The sequence below is a fragment of the Granulicatella sp. zg-84 genome (assembly GCF_010892375.1).
In the GTDB taxonomy this organism is placed as follows: Bacteria; Bacillota; Bacilli; order Lactobacillales; family Aerococcaceae; genus WM01.
The window spans coordinates 1-16898 of the sequence record NZ_WNJX01000014.1 but is presented as its reverse complement, the minus strand read 5'-3'; the positions used below and the strand labels follow the sequence as shown (position 1 = coordinate 16898).

The window sequence follows — 16898 nt, the reverse complement described above, 5'->3', positions numbered from 1 at the left end:
TGCCTTTCATTATCTAAATCTCTCCACCCACACGATTTGACACAGAAAATAAAAAGAACCACTAAAGAAATCTTTAGTGGTCTTTTTCAACTATTTTACACGAATGAAAACTGGACCTGAACCAACATAAGCTGTATTTACAACTGTTGTATTTCCATTCCATCCACCATGAACAGCCTTACCATTTCCAATATAAACAGCAATATGTGCTAAGCCCATACCACCATTTGCGTAATAAATCAAATCTCCTGGTTGAGCTTCAGCTGCTGAAACAACTGTTCCCAATGACATATAACCAATTGGCCAACCATGATAATTGATACCTGCTGCTCTTAATGCATTCGTTGCTAATCTTGTACAATCTTGCATCACACCTAATTGTGCCAAGGCTGCTGCTGCAATAGCTTGACCTTTAGCACTTGATGTTGCACCAATGGATACATCTGCTTGTGATGTAATCGATTGTTGAGATGATGTCGCTGTCGCAATACCTTGCCCCACTTGTTGTGCTGCCAAAGCATTACGTGTTTGTTGCTCTTTTGCTTGTTGTTCTTGTGCTGCTTTTAATTTCGCAATACGTTCTGCTTCTGCTTTTTTAGCTGCTTCTGCTTGACGAATTGCTTCGTCACGTTTTGCTTCTAAATCTTTTTTATCTTTCTCAGCACTTGCTTTTTCAATGGCAATCGAAGAAACGTATACTTCACGTTCTGCTTTTTTTACAGATAATTCATTTTGTAAGTCACTTAACTCTTTTGCATTTTGAGATTGTTCTACTAATTTTTTCTCAACTTCTACTTTTTTATTTTCAACACTTTCTTTATCACGTACTTGTTGTTCACGCATTTCCGCTCCAGATGTTACTAATGCAGAAATAGCATTGAAACGCTCGATAGCATCTACAATAGAACGAGAACTTAAAATAACCCCTAGATAGTTTTCTAATGTATTTTCTGTTTGCTCTGCACGTGCTTGTGTTTGTAATTTAACCGTGCGTTTAGCAATAATTTCTTCTAAAGTTTTAATATCTTCTGTTAATGTTGTTAACGTTTTTTGCGTTTGTGTCATTGCTTCTTGTAATTGAGCAGATTTTTCTTCTGCTTCAGTAATTTGTGCCGACACATTTGCCAATTCTTTTTCAGCTTCACTTAACTTATTTGTTAAATTCTCAACTTGATTTTTTGCTTTCTCAATTTGACTATTTACATCTTCGGCATAAGCCATATAAGGTGTTACAACTGATGTTACAGTTAATGATGCAACAGCCAATACTGTCAATAATTTCTTATTCAAGTCTATTCCTCGCTTCGTGAGTATGACAAAATCATACATATATTGTTACGTTATACATTTTAACACAATATATACTGAATACATGCCTTTTTACGAAATTGTTTTCACTTTGTAATATAAATGTAACAAAAGATACTAATCGAGTAATCCTACTCGTTTAAAAATAGTATCTACTTGTTTTAAATGGTAATGATAGTCGAAAGCATCGTCTAAATCTTCTTTCGTTAAGACAGCCATAATTTCTGACTGAGCTTCTAAAATCGGTCTAAAAGCTGTTTGATTATCCCATGCTTTTGCTGTACAAGGCTGAACCAAATCATATGCTTGTTCACGACTCATCCCTTTATCAATCAGTTTCAGTAAAACACGTTGTGAATAAATAAGACCAAATGTTGCATCCATATTACGTTTCATATTTTCAGGAAATACCGTTAAATTTTTTACAATATTTGCAAAACGATTTAACATATAATTTAACAGTGATGTACTATCTGGTAATATAATACGTTCTGCTGAGGAATGTGAAATATCACGTTCATGCCACAAAGCAACATTTTCATAAGCTGTTACCATATGCCCACGAATAACACGAGCAATACCACACATATTTTCTGAACCAATGGGATTACGTTTATGAGGCATAGCCGAAGATCCTTTTTGACCTTTAGCAAAATATTCTTCAACTTCCCTTGTTTCAGATTTTTGCAATCCACGAATTTCAACAGCAAAATTTTCAATACTTGTTGCGATTAAAGCTATTGCTGATAAATAATCTGCATGTAAATCTCGTGGTAAAACTTGTGTTGACACTTCTTGAGGACGAATGCCTAATTTTTGACAAACGTACGCTTCTACTTCTGTTGGAATATTTGCAAAAGTCCCTACAGCACCACTAATTTTTCCTGCTTCTACACCTTTGGCTGCATGTTCAAAACGTTCGATATTCCGCTTCATTTCAGAATACCAACGTGCCATTTTCAATCCAAATGTTGTTGGTTCTGCATGTACACCATGCGTACGTCCCATACATACCGTATCTTTATAGGTAATTGCTTTTTCTTTTAATACATTCAAAAAGTTCTCTAAATCTTTTCTTAAAATATCATTAACTTGTTTTAGCTGATAGCCATAAGCTGTATCCACAACATCTGTACTCGTTAATCCATAATGCACCCATTTTTTTTCATCACCTAAAGATTCTGATACAGCACGTGTGAATGCCACCACATCATGTCTTGTTTCTTCCTCAATTTCTAAAATACGTTCAATAGAAAATGTTGCATTTTTTCTAATTTTTTCAACATCTTCTCTTGGAATTTCACCTAATTCTGCCCAAGCTTCATCAGCTAAAATTTCTACTTCTAACCATGTTTGATAACGATTTTCCTCTGACCATACTTTTGCCATTTCTGGACGTGTGTAACGTGATAACATACAATACATTCCTTTCGCTTATGATTACCTTTATAACATACATAAAAAAACAATGTTAAGCAAGTATAAACATTGTTTTTTTCATTCTTTATGCTTTTGTTTCAATTGATTGTATCAATTCTTGTAAATCCTCTTCAGAAAAATAATATTTATCATTACAATAATGGCATACAATCTCAGCGCCTTTATCTTGTTCCTTAATTTCTTTTAAATCCTCTAGTCCAAGTGTTAATAAGCCTGCTTCAAATTTTTCTCGTGTACAGTCACAATGAAAAGCAACTGGTAATGTTTCTAAAATATTCACATGCTCTTTTCCAAGTACCCATTCTAATAGTTCTTCTGGTTTACAGCCTGAATCCATTAAATCTGAAATTTGAGGCATTTTTTGAATACGATTTTCTATCTCAGTAATCACATCATCAGTGGCACCTGGCATCACTTGTATCATAAATCCACCGGCTGTTTTGACGCTATCATCGGTATCCACTAAAACACTCACACCAACGCATGACGGTGTTTGTTCAGAAAGTGCCATATAATATGTAAAATCTTCACCCAATTCTCCATCAATAATTGGTACTTGCCCAGAAAAAGGTTCTTTTAATCCTAAATCTTTACGAACGGTTAGCGTTCCTTGTGTGCCAACAGCACCACGTACATCTAACTTGCCATATACATTTAACGGTAAGGATAAATTAGGATTTTGAATATATCCTCTTACTTGTCCACTACCATTGCTATCGACTACAATTTTACCCGCCGGTCCATCTCCTTTGACTTCAACCGTTAATTTTTCTTCTCCTTTTAAATTATAGCCTAATAATAAAGCGCCAATCATCGTTCTACCTAAAGCAGCCGTTGAAGTATGCCACGTATCATGACGTTTTTGGGCTTCTTTAACCGTCTGTGTTGCATCAACAGCAAATGCGCGAATTTGCCCGTCAAATGCCAATGCTTTTACAAAATAATCCGACATATTTATATATTCCTTTCATGAAAAATGGCGTTAAGTGGCACGACGTGCCACTTAACGCATTCATTCGTTTATGCTTCTTGTTCTTTTATATTTTCTTCTGATGTTTCTTCCACTACTTTTTCACTTGGATAGTCAACCTCTTCTGGCATTTTTCCAGTTTCAAATAATGTTTTAATTGCACGACCATCAATCGTTTCAAGTTCAATTAATTTTTCCGCAATTAAATCTAATTGTGTTTTATGTTTTTCTAAAATGTGACGTGCTTTTTGTTTTGCTTGATTCATAATATCAATAACTTCTTTATCAATCGCACTCGCTGTATTATCAGAGTAATGTCTATTTGTCATAAAGCCATTATTATCTAATTTATAATCAACCATACCAAGCTTATCACTCATCCCATAAACCATAACCATAGAACGTACAATTTGAGATGCCTGTTCAATATCATTACTTGCACCTGTTGAAGATTCATTAAAAATTAACTCCTCTGCTGCACGTCCCGCAAGCAAACCAACTACTCTATGGAATAATTCTTCTCTTGAGTAGACAACTTGATCTTCTTTTGGAACAGAAATCACGTATCCTGCTGCACGCCCACGTGGTACAATCGTCACTTTATGGACATCTTGTGCAGATGCTAATACTAGACCGGCAATGGCATGTCCTGCTTCATGGTAAGCAACAACACGATTTGCTTTTTCTGTTCTCACACGATCACGTTTTGCCAAACCGGCTATAATACGATCTTGTGCTTCATCTATATCTTCCGCATCAATCATTTTTTTGTTTAAACGAGCCGCAATAAGTGCTGCTTCATTTAATAAGTTTGCTAAATCAGCACCTGAAAATCCCGGTGTTTTTTCTGCAATATCTTTTAAATGAACATCTTTAGCCATTGGTTTTTTTCGTGCATGAACAGCTAAAATTTCTTCACGTGCTTTCACATCTGGATTACCAACTAAAATTTTTCTATCAAAACGTCCTGGACGTAGCAAGGCTGGGTCTAAAACATCTGAACGGTTTGTTGCAGCAATAACAATAACACCTTCATTACCTTCAAACCCATCCATTTCAACTAACATTTGGTTTAATGTTTGTTCACGCTCATCGTTTCCGCCACCCATACCAGCTCCACGGCGACGACCTACTGCATCAATTTCATCAATAAAAATAATTGCTGGTGCAGATTTTTTTGCTTTTTCAAATAAATCACGCACACGACTTGCACCAACCCCAACAAACATTTCCACAAACTCAGAACCTGAAATAGAATGGAATGGTACATTTGCCTCACCGGCAACTGCTTTTGCCAATAATGTTTTACCAGTTCCTGGAGGGCCTTCTAATAAAACACCAGAAGGTATTCTAGCTCCCAAGGCTGTAAATTTACGAGGGTCTTTTAAAAATTCAACAATTTCTAATAATTCTTGTTTCTCTTCTTCTGCACCGGCAACGTCAGTAAAACGTACTTTACTTGGTTTACCTTGTGTATCTTCAGGACGTAATTTCCCAAAACTCATTGGATTACGGCCTCCGGCACCACCCATATTGCCCATCATGCTAAACATGAAGAAAATAAGAACAGCTGTTGGAATTAAATTGGCTAAAACAGAAATCCAAATACCTGATTGATCTCTTTGCTCTGCTTTGACTTCTACACCTTTTTCCAATGATAATTTTTCAATCGTTTCTTTCATGTATTCAGAATTACTAATGTAAAGTTTAAACTTTTTAACTTTAGATTGACCAGAACCTAAAAAGTTTGTAAAAATACCTGTTTCAACAGCTTTAACATCAATAGATTCTTTCAACTCACCCGTAACTTCAACCGCATCATCTACAGGTTGTGTTTTTATGCTCTTGACATTATTTTTTTGTAATTGCTCAAATAATTCTGTCGTTGTAATGGCATTTTGCCCTGATGACGTGCTCCCGCCCGTTGCCAGAGAGAAAAAGCCCCAAACGACTGTTATACACAAGAGCAAATACAACACATTGCTTCCTATAAAGCGTTTTTTATTCATTTATACCTCCTACATGCCATATTGTCATGTTTCAAACTATCTTCAATCTATTCTTACGCTAACAGCGTCACGTTATATCTTAGCATAATTGATTTTAAAAATACATCAATTTGCAAAAAATCAACCTTTAGTCTTAGTCTTTTTCTGAATAGACAGATTCTTTTAATACACCGATATATGGTAAGTTACGATATAGTTGAGCATAATCTAATCCATAACCAACAACAAACTCATTTGGAATTTCAATACCTACATAATCTGCATCTAATGAAACAACTCGTCTTTCTGGTTTATCTAATAAGGTCACGACTTTAATAGACTCTGCTTTACGGTATTCAAACAATTCTTTCAATTTCATCAATGTTCTACCTGTATCCACAATGTCTTCAATTAAAATCAAGTGACGTCCTTCAACAGATGTATCTAAATCTTTCAAGATTTTGACATAACCAGAAGACTCTGTTTCATCCCCGTAACTACTCACATCAATAAAATCAAGTTCTAAAGGAATAGACATATTTCGTACTAAATCTGTCATAAACATAATACACCCTCTTAAAACTCCTACGATTAAAGGCTTTTTCCCGTCATATTCTGCTGACAATTGTTCACCTAAACGTTTTACACACTCTTCTAATTCTTCTTTTGTCACAAGAACTTTTTCAATATCTTCATGTATCATGATTTTTCTCTCTTTCTATAAATAATATATCGCTCACTTATTTTACCAGTTTCTCTAAAATTAGACAATCGTTGACAACGCTCATCTAAAATCGCTAAAACATCATTTTTTTTATTTACAATTAAATAAATACTATCTCGTTCACTTTTAGGTATTTTTTCGTCAATAAAAATACGATTGATTTTTTTTGAAAAAGTACCTAAACACATCTTATCTCCTGTTTGTCGTGTTCGTATAGTCAATGGCAAATCATCTATGGATACCGGACAAATAGCATGCTCTGTACTATCAGACACATATAAGCAATAATCTTGTATATCCACTGTGTCATCTTCGGTCATATTTAGTGCTTTATACTGGTGATTCGTTTTTCGTTCTAGAAATCCATTCCCGTAACGATTAACGCATTGCCATCCATTTTTTAAATCACACACTTTTTCTCCTGCTGTATGATTAAGTAGATTCAAAACGTCCTCAATAGCACTCTTTGTCACGAGTTGATGTTGCCGAAGCCATTTAACAATAATTTGTTTTTGTAGATAAGTTGGCAAAGTTCTGAATGTTTCTCCTTGAATACAATTCTTTTGCACAACATGCTCATACGTATGAACGATATGCTCATTAGCAATCTGTAGCACATCTATTAATTCTTTTGAAAAATCTTCTATATGTTTTGAAAATTGATGATTTTCTTTTTTTAATAGTGGCAAAATATGGTGTCTAAAACGATTTCTTGTATAAGCATCAGAATGATTGGTACTATCTTCTAAATAGTCAATTCTATGATTTTTTGCATAGTCCATCAACATTTCTTTTCCATATAATAATAAAGGACGAACGAGTTGACAATTTTCAGTAAAAAATCGTACTTGTTGCATACCTACCAAGCTCTCAAGACTACTCCCTCGAACGAGTTTCATCATGATTGTTTCAACTTGATCGTCTAAATGATGGGCCGTCACAAGATGCGTACATTGGTGCTCTTGAACAATTTTTTTCAAAAATCCATAGCGATACGTTCTTGCTTCGTCCTCAGAAAGAAGAGTTGGAATATCCTCATTGGTTACGAACGGAATACCTTCCCTTCGACAAACATTCTGAATAAGTTGAATATCCTTATATGCCTCTTGACGAATACCGTGATTGACATAAGCTACCAATGCTCTAGGACGATTTTTTAACTGTATATATAAATCAAGTAATACCATGGAATCTACTCCTCCTGAAATCGCCAATAAGAGCTTGCTCGTTTTATTCCAAAAATGCGGTAACTCTACTGTCATAATAATCTCCATTCAATAAAAGATAAAAGCCCCTCCTAACAATAGGCTAGGATAGGGGTTCTTTTTTAACTACGACGTCCACCACGTCCACCACGTTTTCCTTCTGTATTACGTTTTAAAGAAAGCAATCTTTCATCACTATCTTTTAAGAAGGCACTCATTAACGCATCAAAATCATCTTGTTTTTTTACTTCTTTTGGTTTTTGTGGTGCTTTTGATTGAAATGACGGACGTTCTTTAAAACTTGTGTGGTTTTCGGATTGTTGTTTTTTAAATTTAGGTTTAGATTGTTCAGAAGCTGGTTTTTCAATCGTTTGTTTAATGGATAAACTAATTTTTCCATCTGGAGAAATATTTGTCACTTTTACATTCACTGTATCTCCAACAGCCAACACATCGTTGACATCATTAACAAACGTATCTGACACTTCACTGATATGCACAAGCCCTGTTTGATTATTTTCCAACTGTACAAATGCTCCAAATTTTGTAATGCTTGTCACTTTACCAGACAATTTATTTCCTACTTCAACTACCATAAAATGATATTTCCTCCACTATACATTAAATTGTTTATTCTTTGTTTTCTTGCTCTTCCCTTTTCTGTTCTTGCTTTAATAACATGTTTTCACTTGGAATATTAAAAATGATTTCATCTTTTGTTCCCATAAATCCTCTGCTTCTAGCGAGTTTCAAAATATAATCATCATCGTTTAGCAAATCCACTTGGGCTTGTAATTCCATTTTCTGAACTTCAGCTTTTTCCTTATCCGCCTGAACATTTTTAAGGGTTTGTTGAAATTCTTGATTTTGTTTCACATTTTGCCATATTTGAAAAACCAATAAGCCTGCCAACACACTACTAATAAGCAACCATATAAACACTCGATTGGTGGCGTGCTTTGCACTATTTTTATTTACTTTTGCCATATAAAAGCTATCAGTGATAGCACTATCCTCCTATCTTGCCTATACAATTTTATAGTTACTAAAAGTATAGCAAGTTTTGAATAATTTTGTCTATGATAAAACGTAATTTTTTTATAATTTATTAAAAAATACATTTTATCAATATATATGTACACTATAAAACACTGCTCTTTTTGGATATTCCTTACAAAAATACGTTAAATAGCCCGTGACTATTTAACGTATACGTCTTTTGTGTAAAATCTATTTAGTATCAAAGATGCCTCTTATCTATAACACTTCTTTTCCTGCTTCGCCTTTTTTATTTGGTAAAATTAAATTCAAAATAATCCCCGCTAAAGCACTTAGTGCTGTCCCTGATAGTGTCAATTCTGGTGTTACTTGTAAAACCGCTCCACCAAGTCCTAAAACCAACATTGCACTTGCGATAATTAAATTTTTAGATAAACCAAAGTCTACTTTTGCTTCAATCAACACTTTTAAACCATTACTTGCAATAACTCCATATAAAAGAATAGACATCCCACCGATAACTGCCGTTGGAATAGTAGAAATAAGTGCTGTAAATTTACCTAATGTACTCAACCCAATCGCAATCAATGCAGCGTTACGAATAACAGATACAGAAGCAATACGTGTCATACCAATGACACCCGTATTTTCTCCGTATGTTGTATTAGCTGGTCCTCCCAAAAAGGCTGATACAGAGGTTGCTACACCATCTCCAATTAACGTCCATTTTAATCCTGGATCTTTCAAAAATTGTCGTTTACAAATTTCACCTAATACTGTGTGATCTCCAATATGCTCTGAAATCGTCACAATCGCAATCGGAACGATTGCCAATGATTCTGCTCCAAAATCTAATGTATATGATTTAAACCATGGTGTTGCAAATGGTAAAGAAAAATCAGGAATACTAATCCATGGTGCACTCACTACGGCAGAAAAATCAACTAATCCAACAAATATTGCGACAATATATCCCGCTAAAATACCTAGTAAGAACGGAATAATTTTGAAAAAGCCTTTTGCCGTTGTATTGATATAAGCTGTCACTAGAAATGTTGCGACTGCAACAAAAATTTGTTTCAAATCAGCATCTTTTATAAAACCTGCATTTGTTACGGCTGAATTTGCTAAACCTAATCCAATAACCATAATCATTGGTCCAATCACAATAGGTGGTAATAATTTATCTACCCATTTTGTCCCAATTACACTAATCACACCGGCAATCAATACATAAACAAAACCAACTAAAATAATACCTGTTTGTGCCGCTGAAATATCCCCATTTTTTTGTTGAATAGCTAAACTCATTGCACTAATATACGCAAACGAAGAACCTAAATAAACAGGAACTTTTGCTCTTGTAGCAAGTATATAGATCAATGTCCCTAATCCACTACAAAACAACGCTACTGATACAGACATGTTCAGTAAAATCGGTACTAAAATCGTTGCACCAAACATCGCAAAAATATGTTGCACACTCAATAATAATCCCATTTTCCATTCCGGCTTTTGATGCACGTCTAATAATAATTTCTTTTCCATATTTTCCTCCTATATTTTTGGGCATAAAAAAAGCCCGAAATAATGGTATTCGGCCTGAAAAATTTGATTATTCAATTCTTTCTTTGTTATCTCACGGAATAACGTTAAAGACCTATACAACAAAACTATATCATTTTTTTAATATTTATGCAAGATGTACACCCTTAGTCTAATTGAATAATAATTATACCCTAAAAATAAGCAACGTGAAGTAACCTCGTCACTTCACGTTGTTTGTTTATTTATGTACCATAACTGAAAAATCAAAAGGTTCTCCGAGCTGTCTATTAGGCAAAACACATGCAATCAGCATACAGACTATATCTGGTAATAGCCAACCCAATGATTGTTTCGTCAGTGGCAACTGTGCCAATACCTCTGAAATACCACTCACTTTAATCACAGAGAAAATAGAAATGAATACAACCACTCCCACGGTTAATTGCATACCAAATTTAGACATTGGGACAAACTTATTCACAATCACAAGCAATACAATACTAATCGCAATCGGATATAATATCAATAAAACTGGAACTGAATATTTAATCACATTACTTAATCCTAAATTAGCAATGACTAAGCCTACTAATGTAAATACTCTTGCATACATTTTATAACTAATTTTTGAATATAATTCACTAAAAAATTCACTGGCAGATACAATTAAACCAACTGTTGTTGTAAAACACGTTAAAATAACCATACCTCCTAAGAAATATTGGCCTACCGAACCAAATAAATCTTTCGTAATTTCTGTCAATAAATAAGCCCCTTTGTTAATGTTACTATTAGACAAAACCTCTTGTGGAACAGGAAATTTATTTCCTAATAGCCCTAATCCTACATAAAAAACACTAAATCCAATTGCTACTAAAATACCTACACCCCAAATAGTTTGTAAATACTCTTTTTTTGATTGAAACCCAAACTGTTTCAATGTCTGTAACGCAACCACACAAAAAGCAATGGCTGCTAATGCATCTAAGGTATTATATCCTTCAATAAATCCTGTTAAAAAAGGCGCTTGAACATACTCTGGACTAGCTATTGACACTGGATTTTGATGATATTTCATAATACCTAATACCATCACAACCACAATCATAAGAGCAAACATCGGTGTTAAAATTTTACCAACACTTTTTAAAATACTATTTGGATTAACCGATAATAAATACGCACATCCAAAATACAATACAGTAAAAATAAACAAACCTATTTGTAAACTATTTTCAGGTATGAATACTTTTACACCAATTTCAAATGATGTTGTCGCTGTACGTGGAATAGCAAAAAATGGACCAATCGTTAAATATAAAGCAGATAAAAATAAGGCAGAAAACCATCTTGATATTTTCCCCTCTATTTCTTTTTTATAGCCATCTTTTCCAAGTGTTCCAATAATTAGAGTTAAAACAGCGACACCCACTCCTGATAATACAAACCCTGTCATTGCAGGCCAAAAATATTGTCCAGAATATAATCCTAATGCTGGTGGAAAAATTAAATTTCCTGCACCAAAGAAAATACCAAATAACAACAAAGCTGTTAAAAAACTTTTCTTTAACATAGTTCCTCCATTTATTTTATCATTTTTGTTCATTATAAAAGATATGATAACCGTTTTCAATATAGATTTTTAGGCATCATAAAATGTACTTAAATATTCCCAGCGCTCCATTTTATCTAAGAGTAAGGCTTCTTTCTCTTCTAGCTCAAGCTGTAATGACTGCAATATATCAAATGCACTTGCTTGTTGTACCATTTCTTCCTGAATTTTTGCAATTTCTTGTTCTAAATGAGTAATATCATCCTCAATCGTTTCCCAATCTTTTTTCTCTTGATACGTCATACGCTTTTTCACTGTTTTTTGTTCTTGTTCAACGAATGATATTGCCCTTTCTCTTTTTTCATGGACATTCTCTATTTTCTTTTTCTCTAAATAATCCGTCATACTTCCAATAAATGTATCGTATTGTCCATTCCCATTTAATACAATAAGTTTATCTGTTGTTCTGTCTAAAAAATATCTATCATGTGACACAACAATCACAGCCCCGGAAAAAGTGTCTAAGTAATCTTCCAATACTTGTAACGTCGCAATATCTAAATCATTTGTTGGTTCGTCCAATAGTAATACATTAGGCTTTTGAATAAGCAACTGCAATAAATATAAACGTCTTTTTTCTCCTCCCGATAATGTTCCGATAAGAGCACCATGCATATGACGAGGAAATAAAAATGTTTCCAGTAATTCTGTCACACTCATTTTTTGCCCTTGTCCCACTTCAACTTCCTCTGCTACTTCTTGCATATAAGTAACCACTCGTTTATCTTCTGGCAAGTCGTCTGATAATTGTTTGTAATAGGCAATTTTAACAGTTTCTCCAACTTTAAATAAACCACTTGTAAAGGGTAGATTTTGTGCAAATGCGTGTAGCAAGCTCGTTTTACCAACACCGTTTTCTCCAACAATTCCTAATCTATCATGCGTTTGAACAATATATGTAAAATCTTCCACAACTGTATGTTCTCCTACGGTTAAAGTAACCTGTTCACACTCAAAGACACGTTTTCCTAATCGTGAGCCTTCTACATTCAATGACATCGTTTGTGTTTCGACTTTATTTTTGACTTGTTCTTCAATCTCTTTAAAACGATGAATACGTGCCTGTTGTTTTGTCGTTCTTGCTTGTGCTCCTTGACGCATCCACGCTAATTCACTAGTATACAATTTTTCCATTTTAGCGTGCATACGCTCTTGAATAGCTTGTCTTTGAGATTTTTGCTCTAAATACGTTTCGTAATTTCCCTCATAAACCTCAATTTTTCCATTTATCAATTCAAACATTTTGGTTACAGCACGTTCTAAAAAATACCGATCATGCGTGACTAAAATCAATGCTCCTTTATACTGCGCTAAATATTGTTCAAGCCATTCAATACTTTCATAATCTAAATGGTTTGTCGGCTCATCTAAAAGTAACAAATCAGGCTCTTCAATTAACACTTGCGCTAATCCCACACGTTTTCTCTGACCACCCGAAAGTGTACTAATTTTTTGCGTTAAGTCTAGAATACCTAATTTTGTTAAAATCGTTTTAATTTGAACATCGTACTGCCAAGCATTCGTTTGCGTCATCTGCTGCTCTGCGTGTGTGTATTGTTTTTGATAAACTGGATTTTCAGGGTCTTGCTCTAGTGCCAAAACAGCCTGCTCATATTGTTTAACCACTTGTAATAAAGGTGCATCTCCATTATAAACCGCTTCAAAAACCGTATCCTGCTCAGATAAAAATGGATTTTGCTTTAAATAACCAATTCTAAAGTCATTGGCACATTCAATCTCTCCACTATCTGCTACATCTTCTCTACTTAAAATAGACATCAAAGAACTTTTTCCAGTTCCGTTTTGTCCAATTAGTCCTATATGTTCACCTTCACGAATATGAAATGAAACACCATTTAATAAAGTTTTAATGCCATATGTTTTATGTAAATCAATTACTTTAAAATCTTTCATGATAACTCCTAATCAAAAGAACAGCGTTAAACCGAGTTCGGTTTAACGCTGCATTTACTCATTACGCTACTGTTGAACCAATTTGTGATTCTTCTGGAGCAAAAACAACTTGTAGTTGACCGTCTTTCTCAGCAGATAAAATCATACCTTGACTAATATACCCTCTTAGTTTACGTGGTTTTAAATTTGCAACAATCACAACTTTTTTCCCTATAAACTCTTCAGGATTTGGATACCATTGCGCAATACCAGATAGTATTTGACGATGTCCTCCTTTATCACCTGCATCTAGTCTGAATTTTAATAGTTTATCAGCGCCCTCAACACGTGAACAATCAACAACTTGCGCGACTTTTAATTCAATTTTATCAAAATCTTCATAAACAATCGCATCTTTTTGACAACTTAATTCTGTTTTTTCAGGTTCAAAAACCTCTACCTCTTCTTTTACTGGTGCTCCTGCTGCCATACGTTCTTTAATATACGCAACTTCTATATCCATATCTAAACGTGGGAAAATCGGTTCTCCTTTTTCCACAACTTTTGTGTTGACTGGAATAACACCAAATGTGTGCATAGACGGATAATCTTTTAATGTTTCATTTTCAATACATAGTTGCTCAAAAATACGTTTTGGTGTATCTATTAAAAACGGTTGTAAAGAAACAGCAATGATACGTAAACTTTCTGCTAAATAGTTCATTGTACGTGCCAATTCCTCTTGTCTTGTGTCGTCTTTTACTGCTGCCCATGGTGTTGTTTCGTCAATATATTTATTTGTACGAGAAACAAATTTCCAAATAGCTGTTAATGCCACTGAAAATTGCATATTATCCATTGCTTGTTCGACTTCATCAATCATATCTTTTGACGCTTGTATCAGTTCTGAATCATAATTAGAAACAGGTTGTGTAAAACTTGGAATCACACCGCCACAATATTTATTGATCATCGCAATCGTACGATTTAATAAATTCCCCAAATCATTTGCTAAGTCATAGTTAATACGCTCTACAAAAGATTCTGGTGTAAAAATACCGTCTGAACCAAATGGTACTTCACGTAATAAATAATAGCGCAATGCGTCTAATCCATAACGTTCAATTAATGTATTTGGATCAACAACATTTCCTTTTGATTTAGACATTTTCCCGTCTTTCATCAATAACCAACCGTGTGCAAAAATTTTCTTAGGTAATGGTAAATCAAGTGCCATTAACATAATTGGCCAATAAATCGTATGGAAACGAACGATTTCTTTTCCAATAAAATGCACATCTGCTGGCCAATATTTGTTAAAGAGTGTTTCATCATCTGAACCATATCCTAAAGCCGTAATATAGTTTGATAATGCATCAATCCATACGTAAATAACATGTTTTGGATCATTTGGTACTTTAATACCCCAATCAAACGATGTACGCGATACCGCTAAATCTTCTAAACCCGGTTTAATAAAATTGTTAATCATCTCATTACGACGTGATTCTGGTTGAATAAAATCTGGGTGTTCTTCATAATATGCCAATAATCTATCTGCATATTTACTCATTCTAAAGAAGTAAGATTCTTCTTTCACAAGTTGTACTTCATGACCGCTCGGCGCAATACCACCAATCATTTTTCCGTTTTCATCACGAAACACTTCTTGTAATTGTGATTCTGTAAAATATTCCTCATCAGATACAGAATACCACCCTTCGTACTCACCTAAATAAATATCTCCATTATCAACTAATTTTTGGAAGATTTTTTGAACAGATTCTTTATGTCTTGTCTGTGTCGTACGAATAAAATCGTTATAAGAAATATCCAATAATTCCCACAACGATTTAATACCATGAATAATATTATCTACAAATTCTATTTCAGTAACTCCAGACTCTTGCGCTTTTTGCTGGATTTTTTGTCCGTGCTCATCTGTTCCTGTTAAAAAATAAGTATCAAATCCTTGTAATTTTTTATAACGTATCATTGCATCACTTGCAACCGTTGTATAAGCATGCCCTATATGCAGATTCCCACTCGGATAATAAATAGGCGTTGTTAAATAAAAAGATTTCTTGTCTTTTGCCATACGATTCCTCCTTATTTTGTATTATTCAACATTATCCAAGAAATAAATCAATGTTTGTAATTCATTTGTTAAGTCAACATTTTGTACACGTACACCTTCTGGCACAGATAAACGTAGTGGTGTAAAGTTTAAAATCCCTTTTACACCTGCTTTTACGGCTATTTCTGCTGTTTCTTGAGCAACAGTTTGTGGTACCGTTAAAATGATAATATCAATTTTTTGTATTTTTAACTGCTTTTCCATATCATTCATATCATATATAGGTACACCACTTTGAATTGTACCAACAATGTCTTTTGACACATCGAACGCTGCACTAATACGCACACTATTACTTTGTTGGAAATTATAATTTAACAACGCATGTCCTAAATTCCCAACACCAACAAGCGCCACATGTGCCAGTCGATCTTGATTTAATGTTTTATTGAAAAAGGCTAATAAAGCCTCAACATCATACCCATACCCTCGTTTTCCAAGTTCTCCAAAATGTGAAAAGTCACGGCGTATAGTCGCACTATCTACTTTAATAATCTCACTTAATTCAGCAGATGAAATTCTTGTTTTACCAGAGTCTAATAATAACTGTAAGTAACGATGATACAAAGGTAAACGTTTAACCGTAGCATTTGGAATTTTACTTATATTTTCACTCATCTCAATGCCCTCGTTTTCTTAAATATTCTATATTGATATTACTATACTTTAGTGAAAAAAACTACAAAAAGAAATCAATTTGTCTAATTATAACAAATAAATTCACTCATATCTATTCGATATATACGAATATCAATATGAATGCGAACAAATAATGTACAAAACGTTTGTTCTTTATAAAAAGAATACTAATGTGCATGGTACCAGACATCATATCAAATGAAAAAGGTAGTAAAAACGGCTGTATAATTTTTAGGGTTGATGGCATAAGCCACCAACCCTAATTTTATGTAGACAAAAAGGCAATTTTCTCTTAAATTAAAAGTACCACCAAATAATAAGGAGAAATTGCCTATGTCTAATATAACAGAAATCTTACTACAATTAAAGGATAAAAACATCACATTTGATCATGAAAACATATCAGAGTGTGACATTCGACATAAAAAATCATTG

The 16898-nt window shown here is 34.0% G+C and carries 13 protein-coding genes; all 13 read right to left on the bottom strand.

All coding sequences use genetic code 11. The features are described from left to right. Positions 1–90: 90 nt before the first annotated feature. Positions 91–1290, bottom strand: coding sequence for an NlpC/P60 family protein (locus GMA06_RS04525; protein ID WP_240328837.1), 1200 nt, complete (start codon positions 1288–1290; stop codon positions 91–93). A 135-nt stretch (positions 1291–1425) separates the two neighbouring features. After that, the gene (gene purB / locus GMA06_RS04520) at positions 1426–2724 is read right to left on the bottom strand and encodes an adenylosuccinate lyase (protein ID WP_163561827.1); all 1299 of its coding nucleotides are present in this window, start codon (positions 2722–2724) and stop codon (positions 1426–1428) included. A gap of 88 nt (positions 2725–2812) precedes the next feature. After that, the gene (gene hslO, locus GMA06_RS04515) at positions 2813–3700 is read right to left on the bottom strand and encodes an Hsp33 family molecular chaperone HslO (protein ID WP_163546622.1); all 888 of its coding nucleotides are present in this window, start codon (positions 3698–3700) and stop codon (positions 2813–2815) included. Between the two features lie 68 nt (positions 3701–3768). Beyond that, positions 3769–5727 carry an ATP-dependent zinc metalloprotease FtsH gene (ftsH, locus tag GMA06_RS04510; RefSeq protein WP_163546623.1) on the bottom strand — a complete coding sequence of 653 codons (1959 nt, stop codon included), beginning with the start codon at positions 5725–5727 and terminating at the stop codon, positions 3769–3771. A gap of 133 nt (positions 5728–5860) precedes the next feature. Continuing rightward, a complete protein-coding gene (hpt, locus tag GMA06_RS04505) occupies positions 5861–6409 on the bottom strand; it encodes a hypoxanthine phosphoribosyltransferase (protein ID WP_163546624.1) in 549 nt (182 codons plus the stop codon). Further along, complete coding sequence (gene tilS / locus GMA06_RS04500) at positions 6406–7692, bottom strand: tRNA lysidine(34) synthetase TilS (RefSeq protein WP_163561826.1); 1287 nt, start codon at positions 7690–7692, stop codon at positions 6406–6408. The genes hpt and tilS overlap by 4 nt, the downstream gene beginning before the upstream one ends. 65 nt (positions 7693–7757) lie before the next feature. Further along, the gene (locus tag GMA06_RS04495; RefSeq protein ID WP_163546626.1) at positions 7758–8231 is read right to left on the bottom strand and encodes a S1 domain-containing RNA-binding protein; all 474 of its coding nucleotides are present in this window, start codon (positions 8229–8231) and stop codon (positions 7758–7760) included. 34 nt (positions 8232–8265) lie between these two features. After that, complete coding sequence (locus GMA06_RS04490) at positions 8266–8622, bottom strand: septum formation initiator family protein (RefSeq protein WP_163546627.1); 357 nt, start codon at positions 8620–8622, stop codon at positions 8266–8268. A 270-nt stretch (positions 8623–8892) separates the two neighbouring features. Further along, positions 8893–10182 carry a solute carrier family 23 protein gene (locus tag GMA06_RS04485; RefSeq protein WP_163546628.1) on the bottom strand — a complete coding sequence of 430 codons (1290 nt, stop codon included), beginning with the start codon at positions 10180–10182 and terminating at the stop codon, positions 8893–8895. Positions 10183–10420: 238 nt separating this feature from the next. Continuing rightward, complete coding sequence (gene brnQ, locus GMA06_RS04480; protein ID WP_163561825.1) at positions 10421–11755, bottom strand: branched-chain amino acid transport system II carrier protein; 1335 nt, start codon at positions 11753–11755, stop codon at positions 10421–10423. 69 nt (positions 11756–11824) lie between these two features. Beyond that, positions 11825–13708: an ABC-F family ATP-binding cassette domain-containing protein gene (locus GMA06_RS04475; protein ID WP_163561824.1), complete on the bottom strand. Its 1884-nt coding sequence runs from the start codon at positions 13706–13708 to the stop codon at positions 11825–11827. Between the two features lie 61 nt (positions 13709–13769). After that, positions 13770–15785 carry a methionine--tRNA ligase gene (gene metG / locus GMA06_RS04470; protein WP_163561823.1) on the bottom strand — a complete coding sequence of 672 codons (2016 nt, stop codon included), beginning with the start codon at positions 15783–15785 and terminating at the stop codon, positions 13770–13772. A gap of 21 nt (positions 15786–15806) precedes the next feature. After that, a complete protein-coding gene (locus GMA06_RS04465) occupies positions 15807–16442 on the bottom strand; it encodes a redox-sensing transcriptional repressor Rex (RefSeq protein WP_163546632.1) in 636 nt (211 codons plus the stop codon). Positions 16443–16898: the final 456 nt, after the last annotated feature.

What these genes read in the sequence shown, in the direction of transcription:
- purB (WP_163561827.1), bottom strand. Translation starts at nt 2,724, where the DNA reads ATGTTATCACGTTACACACGTCCAGAAATGGCAAAAGTATGGTCAGAG.
- hslO (WP_163546622.1), bottom strand. Translation starts at nt 3,700, where the DNA reads ATGTCGGATTATTTTGTAAAAGCATTGGCATTTGACGGGCAAATTCGC.
- ftsH (WP_163546623.1), bottom strand. Translation starts at nt 5,727, where the DNA reads ATGAATAAAAAACGCTTTATAGGAAGCAATGTGTTGTATTTGCTCTTG.
- hpt (WP_163546624.1), bottom strand. Translation starts at nt 6,409, where the DNA reads ATGATACATGAAGATATTGAAAAAGTTCTTGTGACAAAAGAAGAATTA.
- tilS (WP_163561826.1), bottom strand. Translation starts at nt 7,692, where the DNA reads ATGACAGTAGAGTTACCGCATTTTTGGAATAAAACGAGCAAGCTCTTA.
- GMA06_RS04495 (WP_163546626.1), bottom strand. Translation starts at nt 8,231, where the DNA reads ATGGTAGTTGAAGTAGGAAATAAATTGTCTGGTAAAGTGACAAGCATT.
- GMA06_RS04490 (WP_163546627.1), bottom strand. Translation starts at nt 8,622, where the DNA reads ATGGCAAAAGTAAATAAAAATAGTGCAAAGCACGCCACCAATCGAGTG.
- GMA06_RS04485 (WP_163546628.1), bottom strand. Translation starts at nt 10,182, where the DNA reads ATGGAAAAGAAATTATTATTAGACGTGCATCAAAAGCCGGAATGGAAA.
- brnQ (WP_163561825.1), bottom strand. Translation starts at nt 11,755, where the DNA reads ATGTTAAAGAAAAGTTTTTTAACAGCTTTGTTGTTATTTGGTATTTTC.
- GMA06_RS04475 (WP_163561824.1), bottom strand. Translation starts at nt 13,708, where the DNA reads ATGAAAGATTTTAAAGTAATTGATTTACATAAAACATATGGCATTAAA.
- metG (WP_163561823.1), bottom strand. Translation starts at nt 15,785, where the DNA reads ATGGCAAAAGACAAGAAATCTTTTTATTTAACAACGCCTATTTATTAT.
- GMA06_RS04465 (WP_163546632.1), bottom strand. Translation starts at nt 16,442, where the DNA reads ATGAGTGAAAATATAAGTAAAATTCCAAATGCTACGGTTAAACGTTTA.